Annotated in this window: 13 protein-coding genes, 1 tRNA gene and 2 other RNA genes; 8 read left to right on the top strand and 8 right to left on the bottom strand. The window is 51.2% G+C overall.

The window, feature by feature from the left end:
• The 6 genes from ACN5NT_RS02570 to ACN5NT_RS02545 form a co-directional block, all read right to left on the bottom strand.
• A complete protein-coding gene (locus ACN5NT_RS02570; RefSeq protein WP_419174373.1) occupies nt 1-264 on the bottom strand; it encodes a hypothetical protein in 264 nt (87 codons plus the stop codon).
• Nucleotides 265-527: 263 nt separating this feature from the next.
• Nucleotides 528-895, bottom strand: a transfer-messenger RNA (tmRNA) gene (gene ssrA / locus ACN5NT_RS02565).
• Nucleotides 896-902: 7 nt separating this feature from the next.
• Nucleotides 903-1367: an SsrA-binding protein SmpB gene (gene smpB, locus ACN5NT_RS02560; protein ID WP_136799402.1), complete on the bottom strand. Its 465-nt coding sequence runs from the start codon at nt 1365-1367 to the stop codon at nt 903-905.
• A 138-nt stretch (nt 1368-1505) separates the two neighbouring features.
• A complete protein-coding gene (locus ACN5NT_RS02555) occupies nt 1506-3308 on the bottom strand; it encodes a GspE/PulE family protein (protein ID WP_419174372.1) in 1803 nt (600 codons plus the stop codon).
• A 523-nt stretch (nt 3309-3831) separates the two neighbouring features.
• Nucleotides 3832-4677 (bottom strand): deoxyribonuclease IV, encoded by an 846-nt coding sequence (locus ACN5NT_RS02550; RefSeq protein ID WP_419174371.1) that lies wholly within the window; start codon nt 4675-4677, stop codon nt 3832-3834.
• A 155-nt stretch (nt 4678-4832) separates the two neighbouring features.
• Complete coding sequence (locus ACN5NT_RS02545) at nt 4833-6626, bottom strand: M48 family metalloprotease (protein ID WP_419174370.1); 1794 nt, start codon at nt 6624-6626, stop codon at nt 4833-4835.
• 311 nt (nt 6627-6937) lie between these two features.
• On the opposite strand from ACN5NT_RS02545, the gene ACN5NT_RS02540 reads away from it, so the two are divergent.
• The 7 genes from ACN5NT_RS02540 to purF all read left to right on the top strand — a co-directional run bounded on the left by ACN5NT_RS02540 (nt 6938) and on the right by purF (nt 13525).
• Nucleotides 6938-7014: transfer RNA gene (locus ACN5NT_RS02540), tRNA-Ile, on the top strand.
• Between the two features lie 203 nt (nt 7015-7217).
• On the top strand, nt 7218-8051 hold the full coding sequence (locus tag ACN5NT_RS02535) for a Nif3-like dinuclear metal center hexameric protein (RefSeq protein WP_136799406.1): 834 nt from the start codon (nt 7218-7220) through the stop codon (nt 8049-8051).
• A gap of 20 nt (nt 8052-8071) precedes the next feature.
• Nucleotides 8072-8791: a zinc ribbon domain-containing protein gene (locus tag ACN5NT_RS02530; protein ID WP_136799407.1), complete on the top strand. Its 720-nt coding sequence runs from the start codon at nt 8072-8074 to the stop codon at nt 8789-8791.
• 193 nt (nt 8792-8984) lie between these two features.
• Nucleotides 8985-9340, top strand: an RNA gene (rnpB, locus tag ACN5NT_RS02525) — RNase P RNA component class A.
• A 77-nt stretch (nt 9341-9417) separates the two neighbouring features.
• A complete protein-coding gene (ispD, locus tag ACN5NT_RS02520; protein WP_136799408.1) occupies nt 9418-10626 on the top strand; it encodes a 2-C-methyl-D-erythritol 4-phosphate cytidylyltransferase in 1209 nt (402 codons plus the stop codon).
• A 15-nt stretch (nt 10627-10641) separates the two neighbouring features.
• On the top strand, nt 10642-11790 hold the full coding sequence (locus tag ACN5NT_RS02515; protein WP_136799409.1) for a M20/M25/M40 family metallo-hydrolase: 1149 nt from the start codon (nt 10642-10644) through the stop codon (nt 11788-11790).
• A gap of 319 nt (nt 11791-12109) precedes the next feature.
• Nucleotides 12110-13525 (top strand): amidophosphoribosyltransferase, encoded by a 1416-nt coding sequence (purF, locus tag ACN5NT_RS02510; protein WP_136799428.1) that lies wholly within the window; start codon nt 12110-12112, stop codon nt 13523-13525.
• A 226-nt stretch (nt 13526-13751) separates the two neighbouring features.
• On the opposite strand, the gene ACN5NT_RS02505 is transcribed toward purF, so the two are convergent.
• The gene (locus ACN5NT_RS02505; protein WP_136799410.1) at nt 13752-14648 is read right to left on the bottom strand and encodes a diguanylate cyclase; all 897 of its coding nucleotides are present in this window, start codon (nt 14646-14648) and stop codon (nt 13752-13754) included.
• 217 nt (nt 14649-14865) lie between these two features.
• On the opposite strand from ACN5NT_RS02505, the gene ACN5NT_RS02500 reads away from it, so the two are divergent.
• The gene (locus ACN5NT_RS02500) at nt 14866-15846 is read left to right on the top strand and encodes a hypothetical protein (protein ID WP_419174369.1); all 981 of its coding nucleotides are present in this window, start codon (nt 14866-14868) and stop codon (nt 15844-15846) included.
• 44 nt (nt 15847-15890) lie between these two features.
• Here the strand turns inward: ACN5NT_RS02500 and ACN5NT_RS02495 are convergent, their stop codons facing one another.
• Entirely contained in the window at nt 15891-16094 is a 204-nt protein-coding gene (locus ACN5NT_RS02495) for a hypothetical protein (protein ID WP_136799412.1), read from the bottom strand.
• Between the last annotated feature and the right edge of the window lie 31 nt (nt 16095-16125).

Genomic DNA, 16125 nt, shown 5'->3' with positions numbered 1-16125 from the left:
CTAATCTTCTATTTCTTGAGCGAAATCAACGCTTTCCACAACCTGGCTCAACAAATCCAGGTTGCCATCGATCTGTTCTAAAACACCCAATAAGTGCTCAGAATCCAGCTCAGTTTCAGACATAGCACACGCTTTCAAGGTGCAAACAATTCCACGTGTCCTTGCCAAAAGTTTTTCAGTCATCTGCCTGGCATCAACCTCTTCACCAGCTTTAAGAAGTTCTTCAGGCGATGAAACCCAACTCTTTCTCAAACCACCTACCATTAATTGAAGCTGTGAGCCAGCAACTCAACGAATCATATTCCACACAGCAGAGCAAAAGAGCTGTATTTATAATCTGTTGAGGGTAGGCTCGTCAACTTTTCTTGGCAGAAACCATTCGATATAGGCCCAACATCACACGAAAAACAACAAACAAAAAAAGCCGGTCACCAAAAATGGCAACCGGCTTTTTAAGCTGAACAACATCTGAACAACATTCTCAAGCCTTGGATTAAGCCTAAGTGCTTGATATTGCTCTGTTTTACTGGTGGAGGCGGCGGGAGTCGAACCCGCGTCCGCAAATGCTCCCCTCTCGTATCTACATGCTTAGTCTCCGGCTTAAGTTTCGCATCAGGCTTGCCGCGGAAACGTAGCGGCCTGATACTAGTCTATGAAGTTCTCGCCAGCTGAAGTACAGACACCATCAGCGAAGGCCAGCCCGTTAGGTCGGCGCCCAATTCCAGCCTTACGGGCGAAGACTGGATGGACGGCAGTACTACAGGTTATTAAGCTGCTACTGCGTAGTTATAATCGTCGGCGATTATAAATTTTTTACTGTCGGTTTAACGAGCAAACAGAAAGCTCGGCATGCCACGACGAGCTTACACATCCCCGTCGAATCCGTTTCGCCCCCATATATTCTATGAGTAACTGTTCCTGCGCATGGCGCGCTGGAGTTCGCGGTCACTATCACGTTGTTTGATGGTGTCCCGCTTGTCGTATTGCTTCTTACCCCGGGCAAGCCCGAGTTCTACCTTGGCCTTACCTTTCTCATTAAAGTAAATCTTTAATGGGATCAGGGCAAGGCCTTTTTCCTGCAGCTTTCCGATCAATTTTTTGATCTCGCGCTTGTGCATCAACAACTTTCTGGCCCGCATAGGCTCATTCGGGTTATGCGTGGCATAGCTGTATTGCGAGATGTGCACGTTGAACATCTGCAGTTCACCGCGACTGTCGATCTGCACATAGCCGTCACGCAAATTGGCCTTGCCGGCACGCAGGGATTTCACCTCGGGCCCGCTCAGCACCATGCCGGCTTCGAATTTCGCGTCGATATGGTAATCGTGAAACGCTTTTTTGTTCTGACAGACTATCTTGATGCCCATATCGGCTCACATCTCCTGCTACTATTGGTCATTAACTCGGCTTTAAGCCAATCGGCCTGAAGCGCAGCAGCACAACTTACACTATAATCCCGGCGATTGCACGAAATCAATGCAACCCTGCGCCACTATCAGCCGGTTTTATTCGCCGGTGACCCGGATTGCCTCTTCAATGGTGGTGATACCCGCCTTCACCTTGGCCCAGGCGTCCTCGCGTAGTGTAGTCATTCCTTCACGGATTGCAACCTGTCGCATAACCTCGCCGGACTCGCCCTCCACAGTCATGCGCTTGATCGCAGAAGACGTGGGGAAAATCTCAAAGATACCGCAGCGCCCCCGATAGCCGGTGCCGCGGCAATGCCTGCAGCCTTCGCCTTTACTCAAGGTCACAGTACCACTGCCCGCGCTGGGGAAGCCTATTCTCGCCAGCTCCTGGCTGTCTGCCTCGACGGTGGTTTTGCACTCCGGGCAGATGGTCTTCACCAGCCGCTGGGCCATGCAGCCAAGCAGGGTCGAGGCGATCATGAAGGGTTGCAGCCCGAGATCCTGCAGGCGGATGATCGAGGAGACCGCGTCATTGGTGTGCAGGGTCGAAAAGACCAGGTGGCCGGTCATGGCCGCCTGTACCGCCTGAGCCGCCGTGTCTTTATCGCGGATCTCACCAATCATGATGATATCCGGGTCTTGCCGTAGGATATTTCTGAGAATGGTTGAAAAGGTTACGTCGATCAGCGGCTGCACCGAGATCTGGTTAAACTCTTCGTAGACCATCTCCACCGGATCTTCGACGGTGACGATATTCTTCTCGGGCGTGGCGATCTTCTTCAGGGTCGAGTAGAGGGTGGTCGATTTACCGCTACCCGTGGGACCGGTAACCAGCACGATGCCGTGGGGTGAATTGATAAAGGAGTTATATACCGACAGATCGCGCCTGGAAAAACCGAGCTGGTTCACATCCTGAAAGATCACATCCGGATCCAGGATACGCATAACGGTCTTCTCGCCAAAGGAGACCGGCACGGTTGACACTCGAATTTCCACATCTTTTTCGCCTTTTACACCGATCTTGATGCGACCGTCCTGCGGCCTTCTCTTCTCGGCGATATCGAGCCGGGCCAGGAACTTGACGCGGGAGGTAATGGCGGAGTGTACCGCTTTGGGCAGCTTATAAATTGTGTGCAGCGCGCCATCTATGCGAAAGCGAATCATGGTCACTTCGCGCTTGGGCTCTATGTGGATATCACTGGCCCGCTGCTCCAGGGCATAGTTGAAGATATGGTTGACCGCGGTCTTTATATGCTGGTCTGATGAAGTAATCTCTTTGGCCGAAGAGATCTTCACATAGCGCTCAAGATTGCCGATATCGACGGAGGCACTGCCCTGACTGATAACACCGATATGATCTTCAGCCGCGCTGATCGACTTCTGAAACCCGAAAAACTCACTGACAATTCGCCTGATATCACTTTTGGTGGAGATACAGGGCCGGACTTTCACCTGGTTGGCCTGCTCGATATCCGTCAATACTGCTTGATGGTCCGGGTGGTAGATTGCCACCTCGAGCACTCCATCCTGCATGCCCACCGGCAGGATAAGCTGTTTAATGGCAAAATTCCTGGGGATTGTCTTGGTGACAATATCCATATCGAGATCAAGCGGATCGAGCTTTTTAAACGGCAGGTCATGCTCTTTGCTCACCACCCGCATAATGGTCTCTTCGTCCAGAATCTCCCCTTTGGTTCCGGGAACCTGCATCTGGAATGAGACAATTATGTCAACCAGGTCGGGGTTGGCTTTCTCGGCAACCCTGGCCTTCTGGGCCTGCTTTATCAGCTTCTGACGCTGCTTGCCCTTCTCAAGGGTAATAAACTGACGCTGCTTGACGTTCATCACACCATGCCGAACCAGCATGTCGAGAAGCGCATCACTGTTCAAAAATTTCATCTTCCACCTAATATCTCTTGTTGCTCTCTTCTCCCCACCACCTCTAAAACGGCTCTTTTCTTTTAACTTTTCGGTGCGCTTCGGCTTTCATCTTCGACACATATCTCCATATGTCTGCGGTGAAAATTCCCGCACGCCTCGATTTTTTAAAAAGAATTCCCGTTTTATCTTCGTTCACACACCTGCCATGTAAAGAAAATGTATAGTTCACTACTCCCGGCACGAATGCAAGTGTCTTCAGGGAATTACCACGGGACAACCGCCTTAAGACAGGGCTCTAGCCCGAATATTTCATGAAATGTTTGAGTGAATGATATTTTACCAAATTGTATCGGTCACTTGGGTCTAACAATACCTCTATTTTCAGGGTACAGCTTGTACCCGTGATCAGAGTCTGACGTTTCACCCTTTGGGCGTTTCTGACAGACTCATGTGCAGTGTTATCAAGGGCTTGCGGTAAACTGCTACAGCTTCACCCTTGATGCCTTGCACATGAATCCGCCAGAATCGTGAAATATCCGGGCTAGTTGAGAAGATTCTTCAGCTTGGCGATATTCTCCCGGTCTTCCGCAAGGTCTTCGCCTTTTGGTGTCTCAAGCGTCATGGGCATTTCTGCAAAGCGAGGGTCGTTCACCAGCAGGCGGAAACCCTCCAGGCCAATCATGCCATCACCGATATGCTCATGCCTGTCGACACGGCAACCGAGATCTTTTTTCGAGTCATTCAGGTGAATGAACTTCACATACTCCACGCCGACATGCTCATCAAGCGCCTGCATGGTCGTCTCATACGCCTCCGCGGTGCGCAGATCGTAGCCTGCCGCGAAAATATGGCAGGTATCGACACACACCCCGATACGCTCAGGAAATTTCGAATTGGCCCGAATATAGCCAATCTCCTCAAAACGGCTTCCCAGCCCTGTACCTTGCCCGGCCGTGGTTTCGATCAGGAGCATCACATCATCATATCCCGACTCCAAGGCGTTATCCATGCCGGCAACAAAACGCTCAAGCCCTGCTTCCACACCGTCTCCACCGTGGGAACCCGGATGAATAACCACGTAAGGAACAGCCAGTTGATGGCAGCGCGTAAATTCCATCGCCAGCGCATCCACCGATTTTTCCAGCAGCTCCTCTTTGGCCGTCGCCAGGTTGATCAGATACGAAGCATGTGATGCCACCGGCATTCCTGAATATTTCTCACGAGTCGTCAAAAAGTCTTTCACTTCTTTCTCGCTCAGCGGTTTCGGCTTCCACTGGCGCTGGTTGCGGGTAAAAATCTGCAGTGAATCACCGCCGACACTCTCTATACGTTTAAAGGCCAGATGCAAACCACCTGCTACTGACTCATGTGCTCCGAATAACGGCATTTATACCTCGTTCTATCTATCTTAATTTATGGTTATTGCTGGTTCAGTGTTTCACAACTTCACTGTGAGGAGAAAGGGTGAGGAGTGAGGTGGCCAATAAAGTTTTCCTCCTATCCCCATACACCTCACTCCTCACTTCAATTTCCTCACTTCGATCATTCATAAACTTCCTGCTCAAACTGCAGAGCGCGGCCCTGATAGAAGCGTCTGCGTTCCGGGTCGGCAAGCGCGGCCTGGTTGGCGGCCTGAACTGCTTCTTCCTTCATGCCGTTTGCCCAGTACGCATGGGCGAGGGTATCGAGAATATGACCTCTCGGGGCGAGAGTCGCAGCAGCTTTAGCCAGGGTGAGTGCCTCAAAGGGCTCGCGCAGGCTCTTGTCCTCTGCGGTCAGCAACAGCCAGGCCAGGTTGTTCATCACCTCCGGATTGATCGGCTCGAGGCTGAAGGCCTTTTCATACGCCGCCAGAGCCTGGGCCTCCATCTTTCTGCTCATCATCAGGTTACCAACCAGCAACTGCCACAGGGCCTTGTCCGGCTCCTTCTGCGCCATGTGCAGTATCACCCTCTCCTGGCCGGTGACGGATGATTGTCTGTCGGGAATTTGCCATGCAGCAACTGCGGCTATGACCAGTACCAGGCCATAAACCAGCAGGCTGTTGCGTACTTTTCTGTCGTGACGGGAAATTGTGGACGGGTCACGTTCCGCATCCTGCAGACAATCGATCCGTTCACCGATACCGAAGTGATGCCAGTTCTTTTCTTCCCGAATACCGCCGCTGAGCCAGGAGATTCTCTCAAAAGCAGAAACAAGAGCCCGGCCATGCCCTACTGCACCAATGACATGCAAGTCTGCCTGTCGTTCAAAATTGCGGATGAAGTACCCGAAGATGAACCGAAAGTAGATGACAAGAAAAATAAGCAGCGGCACCGCGCTGATTACAGAGACCAGCGTTTCCACATCCATGCCGGTGGTGATCACTGCATCTACAAACAGGGGATGCGATATCAGAAATGAAGCGAACGGCTCTATCAAGAGAGTGGCCAACAGGCTGAAACCTGCGATCAGAAAAATGTACAGCAGCAGATGATGGCGTTTAACATGGCCGATCTCGTGGGCCATCACCGACTCGAGTTCCTCCCTGCTCATTGATTGCATTATCGCGGGCGTAAGCAGCACATAGCGAAGGCCCGGCACGATACCCATTACCCCGGCTGTAAGCACCTTGCCTTCATAGAGCGGCCACTCGTAGAGCCTGGCCCGAAAATTCTGGCTCTGGCAAAAACGGGTCAGCTCACTTTTCAGCTCTGAATCGGGCAACGGCTTACAGCCCCATAATCTTCGCACCAGCGGCGGGAAAAACAACACCACAAAGAGCAGGAACAGGACGAAGAAGGCCAGGTCCCCCCAGCTTGACGCGAGCAACTTCTGCATGCCATGATAGGGCAGCAGTACCAGCAGGTCATAACAGACTGAAAGAATGATCCAGGGCAGTACGATTGGCAGGTTGGCTCTTATATTCAAGGCGACAAATTCGGCCGGGGTGTACTCACGACCAAATATTTTTTCATAGCGCGGCCTGGCAACCCGCCACATAACGGCAAGATACAGCATAAACAGGAAAAGCCCGGCAATATTCACCAGCGCCGGGACCCTGTCACCCAGCGAAAATGCCGACAGGTAATATTTGGCATCGCTGAGATAGAGCGCCCCTGCCCCGAAGATGATCAATGCCATCAGGGACAAACGCTTTTCTGCGGCGAAGTAGCCCGCAGAGCGCCGGGCCCATGGGCGGGAATAGATATAAATGCAGATTCTCTCATAGCCATAGAGTGAAAGAACAAAGATACCGATCCCATACCAGGGCGAGAGCATCGGGGCCTCAGGCACGGTATCCATGGCGAAGAGGAATATGGCAACCAGAAAGAGCAGCAGGTTATTATAGATCAAAATCAAGCCTCATTGAGCACAACGGGAGCACTGTAAACATTTGAGTCATACTTTAAACCGGGTTGCAATATGTTCTAACCAGGCCCACCAATGTCATATTTTTACAAAAATACAGGAGTGTTAAAGTTAATTCACATCGCATACTGTTTCCATGACATTGTAGCTCTCCTGCGTTTTTTTGCCAGGGAGACTGGTCAAAGCAAATTTCGGTACTATTTTGTTCGGGTGTAAAGCTGTTTTTTAAATGCGCCCTCATTTTTGCATTGACTTTTTTAGCCGTTACACTTTATATACTGTGTTGCATTATCGAAGGGCGCATAGCTCAGTTGGCTAGAGCCACCGGCTCATAACCGGTCGGTCGTAGGTTCGAGTCCTACTGCGCCCACCATAACAAAGTGATTTACCATAGGCCTGGGGTTCCTTGAGTACAACAAAAACGACATATATATACAGGGGAGGTATTAAACCAACCCTTTTCTACCAGCGTCGTTTCGGGTCTACAGTCCCGTCCAAGACGGTACGAAGTTGAAGGTACAATCCAGAGGATTGTACCTTTTTTTATTGTGGCATTGAAATTACAGAATATTTCTTATGAAAGTAACAATTTCTGACATTCTCGCCGCGCTAGATCGGGAGGCTCCCTTCGATCTTGCGGAAGATTGGGATAACGTCGGCCTGCTTGTCGGCAATCCAGACCAGGAGATACGCTCAGTATTAATTGGCCTGGATGCAACAAACGCCTTGATGGACGAGGCAACATCCCTGGGCGCCGACACAGTCCTCACCCATCATCCAGTTATCTTCCGCCCCCTGCCCAACATCAACACCGCCTCCCCCGAGGGAAAGATTCTCGAAAAAGCCCTCTCTCAAAAAATCTCGATCATCGCCTGCCACACCAATCTCGATAGCGCCAAAGAAGGCGTCAGCGACATTCTCGCTTCCTCTCTTGGCCTTACAGAACTTACACCACTGCTTCCCGCAGCCGGCTCTGCCGAACCAGGTGTTGGAACAGGACGCATAGGCAGTTTTCAGCAACCACTGCCCATCACCGACTTTATCGCCAAAGCCATCGACGTTCTTGACTTACCTACGCTGCAGGTTGCAGGCCCCATGCCTGAATTTGTCAGCAGGGTAGCGGTTTGCGGTGGCAGTGGCTCAGATTTTGCCCCAGCGGCATATGCAGCAGGTGCGGATATCTACCTCACCGGTGAGATCAAACACAATATCGCCCGCTGGGCGGAAGAACGTGACTTCTGCCTTATTGAAGGCACCCATTACGGAACAGAACAGCCTGCGGTACAACTGCTGGCAACCAAGCTCGAACGGCTTGCCTCAGCCAATGGCTGGAAAATAAAAATAATGCAGTCAAGACAAGAGAAGCACCCTTTTGTCTGCCTGCAACAAGACAGCTTTACCAAAGCATAACCCCAGACAGGAGAAGTACCTTGAACGATCACATAGCTCAGCTCATCCTCCTCCAGGGCATTGACCTGGAAATTGACCAAATCGACAACCAGATCAAGTCTGAACAGAATGCCCTTGATGAGCGTATTACCGCCCTTGCCCAGCGCGAGCAGAATATCGCCGACCTCACCGAGCAAATTGCTGAAATTGAAAAAGAAAAGCGTGTCCTTGAGACTGAAGCAAGTGACAAGCTCGATCACGTCAAGGATCGTCAGTCCAAGATGATGCAGGTCCAGACCGGACGTGAGCAGACCGCTCTCTTAAAAGAGATCGAAGACGGCAAGAAAAGCGTCAAGGAGAACGAAGACAAAATCGTCGCTCTCATGGAACAGTCTGAAGCGTTGTCCACTCAGATCGATGAGGAGAAAAACCTGCTCAAAGGCGAGAAGAAGCTGGTCGAAGAAGAAAAAGCCAAAGTTCGTGACGCCATCGAGGCCATCAACAAGGGCAAGAAATCCAAAGATAACCAGCGCGCCAATCAGGCCCAGGTTATCGAGGCCCGCCTTCTGAAAAAGTACGACACCCTCCGTTCACACCGTAACGGTCTGGCGGTTGCCAATGTACTCCAGGGCGTCTGCCAGGGTTGCTTTATGTCAATCCCGCCCCAGAAATACAACATGCTGCTGAAAGGCGACACCATGCTCGACTGCCCGTCGTGCCAGCGTATCGTCTATCACCAGGAGCCTGTCACCGCCGAATAAGCACCGGCTGCGCCTGTTCTGCGGACTGAAGCTGCATATCCCGTATCGTAAGGTGCGCATGATCGCGATACGGGTTTTGCTTTAGAGCAGAACAACATAGAAGTTGACCTGCTGCCTGCCCAGGCATGCAGGGTATGTGCGAAGGCTGATCTTTACACTTTCATCTTTTCAGCTTTCTCATTATTGTAAGTTTTGGAGTGGGCGCATGATCGCTCCGGCCCTGGTGCCGGAGAGGAAAGTCCGAACTCTACAGGGCAGGATGGTTCGTAACACGAACTCCGGGTGACCGGGGGAAAGTGCCACAGAAATTAAACCGCCTGATTTTTCAGGTAAGGGTGAAACGGCGAGGTAAGAGCTCACCGCTCTCTTGGCGACAAGAGAGGCACGGTAAACCCCATCCAGAGCAAGACCAAATAGAGAGATGCTTGAGAGTTGCCCGCTCGAAATCTCCGGGTAGGTTGCAAGAGGTGCTGAGCGATCAGCATCCCAGTTAAATGATCATGGCCCCGCAAGGGGAGACAGAATTCGGCTTATAGCCCACTCCAATTTTTTTTGAGGCTGTTCTGCTGCTGACACTTTTGTTGACAGATCGGGGCAGCCTTCTTCTATTTTCAACTATTGACGTAATGACATCGAAAGTTGCCGCCATCATCCCTGCGGCCGGTTCCGGCACCCGGATGAAATCCAATCATCCCAAACAGTATCACTCCCTCGGAGATGCTCCGATTCTGGTCCATACCGTCCGGGCTTTTGTCCGCCATCCGGCCATTGATCAGACCGTCGTTGCGGTCCCTGCCGAGTGGCTGGAAAAGACCGAGCACCTTTTGGCCGAACACGGCCTTAACTGCCCGTCGCTTATTGTCACCGCCGGTGGCCGTAGAAGACAGGACTCGGTTTTCAACGGACTTGAGGCGCTGGACGATGACATTGAAATCGTGCTGGTCCACGATGGGGCAAGACCCCTGCTCTCCTCTGAGCTGATCGACCGTTGTTGTCAGGCGGTGGAGCAGCATGGCGCAGCAATTGCCGCAGTTCCCGTTAAGGATACCCTGAAGCGGGGTGGAGACGGCAACCTGGTTACAGATACCGTAGACCGTGAAGGTCTCTGGCAGGCCCAGACCCCCCAGGCCGCCACCCTCGCCCTGTTGAGAAAAGGGTATCAGGCCGCTGCCGGTCAAGATGTCACCGACGAGTCGATGCTGCTTGAGCACGCCGGGATCCCTGTGACTCTGGTCATGGGCGAGGAGACTAATCTCAAAATCACCAGACCCGAAGATCTGGCACTGGCTGAGATCATTATGCAGAGATCACTACAAAACGACAACCCGTCGCCCGACGCACCCGAGGGGGCGGCCGCCTGCAGGATAGGCCACGGCTTTGATGCCCACCGGCTTGTCGAGGGGAGAAAACTTGTGCTGGGCGGCATTGAGATCGACTACGAGCTGGGCCTTGCCGGCCACTCCGATGCCGACGTGCTTACCCACGCCCTGTGTGATGCGATTCTCGGCGCGTTGGGTGCCGGCGATATCGGCAGCCATTTCCCCGACAGTGACGGTGCTTTCAAGGATATATATTCAATCAAGCTACTTGATCGAACCATTGAGCTTGCCAGGAAAAAAGGCTACAGGATCGGTAACGCCGATATCACTGTGGTGTGCCAGAAACCAAAACTTGCCCCCCATATCCCCAGGATGAAAGAGGTGCTGGCGAAAAGCTGCCAGGCACCCGAAGATGCCATCAACCTCAAAGCCACCACCACAGAGAAGATGGGATATACCGGCCGGGGCGAAGGCATTAGCTGCCACGCCGTTGTTTTACTCACTTCAGCCAACTAGTCAGCAGGAGACAGCATGACTCAATATATCGATAGAGAACGTATAGCCAAAACCTTCACCACACTGTGCGAGATTGACAGCCCGTCGCGAAGTGAAAAGTCGGTTGCGGATCATCTGAAAGAGGTGTTCGCTTCCCTCGGTGCAGATCAAATCATCGAAGATAATTCAGCCACAGGAACCGGCAGTGAGTGCGGCAACCTGATCATCCGCTTCAATGCGACCAAAGACGATACTGAAGGCGTTTTCTTCTCTGCTCACATGGATACCGTACAACCCGGCACAGGTGTCGAAGTTGTACGCACCGGCGACATCTTCACCAGCAAGGGCGAGACCATACTTGGCGGGGATGACAAATCCGGCATTGCCGCTATTATCGAGACACTCACTATTCTCAAAGAACAGAAAATTGAGCATGGACTCATCGAAGTGGTGCTGACAACCTGCGAGGAGGTCGGCCTGCTCGGGGCCAAGCACCTCGAGCATTCCAACATCACTGCAAAATATGGCTACGCCCTGGACTCCAGCGGCATCGACAGTGTGGTGATAGGCGCTCCGGCCGCCAACAAGTTTCGCATTGAAGTGACCGGTGCTGCCGCCCATGCCGGGCTCAACCCGGAAGCAGGCATCAGCGCCATCCAGGTTGCGGCTAAAGCAATCAACAGTATCCAGTTAGGACGAATTGATAACGAAACTACTGCCAATTTCGGCGTTATCAGCGGTGGCTCGGCAACCAATATCGTTCCGGAAACAGTGATCATCGAAGGAGAGGTCCGTAGCCATAAAATCGAGAAGCTTGAGCAACAAACCAGGCTGATCGCGGACACCTTTCAGCAGGTGATAGAGGATTGGCAGAATCCATCCCCTGAAAACACTCTCAAGCCTGCACTTTCCATCCAGACCACCACAGATTATCCGGCGATGCTGCTCGAAATCGAATCACCCGTTATTCAACGCATCCAAAAGGTCGGTGAACAAATGGGAAGAGAGTTGCAGTTCGTGATTGCCGGTGGAGGAAGCGATGCCAATATACTCAATGGCTTCGGCATCCCCACTGCCATTGTCGCCACCGGTATGGAAAAAGTACACACCACCGACGAGCAACTGGATCTGAACCATCTGGTGCGGGTTACAGAACTTGTTTATGGAATTGCCTCCGGCAATTAAGCTGTTCATTGTGTGAATCAGCAGCCTGATGAGGAAATCGGCATTATCAGTATAGATAAGAACATCTAACGACGGTTATGCACTCTATAACGAACGCTAAAGCATGGTATTCTCGTTTATAAAGTATCTCCAAGACGTTCTTTCTTGTTGAATTATAGTATCACATGGTACAAGATGGGCTTTGCACCAAGCTAAGCCCAATAGCCTAGTTTATTTAGTTTTCCTTTAATTTCAAGCCTCTGCGTAGAGCCGATCGGAATTCCAGCTTATGGAAACGACACGTATTCCTCTTGCAGAATGTACTTCAACGGACGGGTTTATGTCAGACAACACCATTCACCACAACTCACTGAAACCAACCCATGAATGCGGAGTTTGCGGTATTTACGGGCACGATGATTCCTCAAAACTCGCCTACTTCGGCCTTTACGCCCTGCAGCACCGGGGTCAGGAGAGTGCCGGTATCGTCACCTCCGACGGCAAGAAGGTCTGCATGCACAAGGATATGGGGCTGGTTCCCGAGGTATTCTCTGAAGATGTCCTTCAGCGGCTCAAGGGCAACATCTCCATCGGCCATGTGCGCTACTCCACCACCGGTGCCTCCAACATTGTAAATACTCAACCACTGATGGTCAGCCACCAGGGGACGACACTTGCTGTCGCCCACAATGGCAACCTGACCAACTCCATGCAATTACGTCGTGTTTTGGAAGATCGCGGTTCAATTTTCCAGACCACAATGGACAGCGAGGTTGTTCTTCACCTGATGGTACGCGCCGCCAAGAAGGGGCTCGAAGATGCGTTAAAAGAAACCTTCAGGGCCATGAAGGGTGCCTACTCCATGCTGGTTATGACCCCCGATACCCTGGTGGCAGTGCGCGACCCGGACGGTTTCCGCCCCTTGTGTCTCGGTAAATTGACCAATGGTGGTTATATTGTCGCCTCTGAAACCTGCGCTCTCGACCTCGTTGACGCCGAGTACGTTCGCGATATCGCTCCGGGTGAGATGCTGATTCTCGACAAGGAGGGCATGCGCTCACTCTACCCCTGGCCAAGACAGGAGACGAACTTCTGTATCTTCGAACAGGTCTACTTTGCCCGCCCCGACTCTGATATTTTCGGCACCAGTGTGTACATGGCCCGCAAAAGGATGGGAGAAATCCTGGCCAAAGAAGCCAAGATCGATGCCGACTTTGTAATGCCGTTTCCCGACTCTGGCAACTACGCCGCTCTCGGTTACTCCCAGGCATCCGGCATTCCGCTGGAGATGGGCGTTATCCGAAACCATTATGTCGGACGCACCTTTATTGAACCAACACAGTCCATGCGCGACTTTAATGTCCGCGTGAAGCTCAATCCGGTTCGGGGTTTCCTGAAAGATAAAAGAGTAATTATCGTTGAGGATTCCATCATTCGCGGAACGACCGGCAAGAGCCGTGTCCGTGCCCTGCGTGAGGCAGGCGCCAAAGAGGTGCATATGGTGGTCAGCTGTCCTCCGACTCGCAACGCCTGCTATTATGGTATCGATTTCCCTTCCGAATCGCAGTTGATTGCCAATCAGAAGACCATTGACGAAATCGCCAAATACCTCGGCCTCGATTCCCTGCACTACCTGAGCCTCGAAGGCCTCGTGGAAGCGACCGGCATGGATAAAAATGCCTTCTGCCTTGCCTGTTTCAACGGAGTTTATCCGGTCGAGCCTGATAAAATGTTCAAGAAAGAAGCCCTGGACTAGGATTCTGCTCAGCTCGAAGGCAACTACAGGATAATCTGAAAAGAAAAAGCCGTAACTCTCTATAGGAGTTACGGCTTTTTTTATCTGATTACTGCTGAAGCTTCGCTGCAAGGAGTTCGGCGTGAGGAGAACGGTGACAGGAGTAACAAGGTAAAGCTACAACACTCTTCCCTACCAGTAGATTGCACAATGATTCCAGGGAGTAGCGGCTTATAGAAAGTCCGACTCAGCCGCGACAGACGATACGATTTCTGCCGCTGTTTTTCGCGTCATACATTGCCTGATCTGCTCTGGCCTTCATCATCTCTTCATCTTCAGCTACCGGCACATCAATATTTCTCCTGCATGTTGCCAGGCCTATGGAAAGAGTAGTTGTACCAAATTGATACGCATTAAAGCCATTCAGCACCCTTTTCATTATCCCCTGAGCCTGCCTTGAATTCGTCTGCGGCAGCAGGATTGCAAATTCATCTCCACCGAGACGGAAGCACATATCCACATTAGTCCGGGTACAATCGACGACTACCCTGGCCAGAGCCACCAACACCTGATCACCCTCCTGGTGACCGTAGGTATCGTTGAATTCCTTGAATCTGTCCACGTCAATGATTGCCAGGAAAAGCTGATAGCCCTGACGATTCGCACGCTCAACCTCTCTGGTGAATCGTTGGTCGAAGGCACGCCTGTTCAAAAGCCCGGTCAAACCATCGCTGAGCGACAATTGCTCCAGACGCCGTACCAGAGCCCTCTCCCTGAAGCCTCTGGCAAGCTTTGCTTCCAACTCTGCAAGCTCTATCGGCTTCTTGATAAAATCCATGGCGCCCGCGCTGATTACATCGGCATAATTGACCCTGCCGCTAAAGCCCGTAGCAATTATAACATCGGTATCTTTATGTGTTTTCTTGATTTTTCCAAGGAGCTCCATACCATCCATGCCGGGCATGACAATATCTGACAACACCATGTCGATATCGTTTTCCGCCATAATCGCCAGCGCCTGCTCGCCCCCCTCGGCAACCAGGCAATCGTAACCAAGCGAAGTGACCATAGCCTTCAGCGCCAAACGCACAGGGCTATCGTCATCCACGACGAGTATTTTGGCACTATCCTTAGGTTTTTCCATGCTGTATATTTCGCAACCTTTTGGATTTGGTTCCAAATATTGACAATTACGGATTTACAATCACCAATAGTAGCATATTGAAATGATTAAAATCCAGTATGGAAAAAGTCTTTTGCAATTTCTCTCCGAATAGGGCAATATCAGCCGTTAACACCGAAATCATTAATAAATTTATCTTTCAATTGCTTTGGATCAATTGAATAGATAGGATTACCGTATGACGAATTGGCAGGCTGATAAAACCGAGGAAGCCCTGAAACAGCACGACGAGCTTCCTGAGTCCACTCCACGCAATTTCTCTGATATCGAATTGAGAAATGTCTTCGAGAGTGGTACCGATACAGATCCGCTCCCGGAACTGATCCGAATTTCCAATGATCTGCTTCCAGCCACGGAAGATGGTTTTATCATCCGGTTGCATAATGATATTGACGCAATATTTGATGGCAAAAAGCAAGGTTTTCGAAAAAGTAACATCAAATATCATGACCTCCGCCATACCAGAAGTGTTGTTCTGGCCACGATGCGGCTCTTTCATGGCCTGAAATGCGACGGCCATCATTTGCCGGACGATGTGATAAAACTTGGCATATTATGCGCGTATTTCCACGATACCGGCATGCTTCTCACAATTCATGATTCAGAATCAAACGGCTCCGCTTATCTCAAATGCCACGAGAAACGCTCAATAAACTTCGCCAGGGAATATATTTATGAGCTTGGCTTGCCCGGCGCCTACGTTGACAACTGTGAACCAATTATCAACTGTACAAATCTGGATATAAAGCCGGAAACCCTGCCTTTTGAATCGGAAGAGATCGAACTGACCGGCCACGTGCTCGGCACTGCTGATATTCTCGCCCAAATGGGGGACAGGTATTACCTGGAGAGCCTTCCACTGTTGTATATGGAACAAAAAGATGCCGGCATTGAAGAGTTCGACTCCTCGATGGACCTGATGCGGGGAACGGCAACCTTCTACTATGAAGTTATTGAAAACAGACTAGCCGTTCAGTTCAAAAACAGATGCCTTGCAATGCAGACCCATTTCAGGGAGTGGTGGGGCATAGATAAAAATCTCTATCTCGATTATATCGAAAAGAATATCCAGTACCTGAAAAAGATAGTCCCCAAAAGCGAGAAAAATCCCGCCTTGCTGGGTCACTACCTCAAGCGGCGTCATCCACAAAACAGGTGACCCCATGCCAGCCCCGGCGACCTTGTCTCTATGCTCCGAACATGCTATTTCTGTCTGGGATCCTTACCTGTTTCAAACATTTCAAACAGTTCATAAAAAGTTCTGGCCACGGCACTGTAGTGGGTAACTGAGCCTGAACTGGCATACGCCTTACTCAGCTCCATTGCCTTCACGAAACTTTCATGGCTCTGTGATTTCTGCGGTTCTTTCACTGCTTCTACCAGCTTCTCTCCAATAGTATCCTTCACGCCTTTCGTCCTTACCTGTTAATTGCCTGTA

This window comes from Desulfosediminicola sp., from assembly GCF_048381775.1.
In the GTDB taxonomy this organism is placed as follows: Bacteria; Desulfobacterota; Desulfobulbia; order Desulfobulbales; family Desulfocapsaceae; genus Desulfopila; species Desulfopila ganghwensis.
The sequence above is the reverse complement of the archived record's forward strand: the minus strand, read 5'-3'. Positions and strand labels throughout refer to the sequence as shown.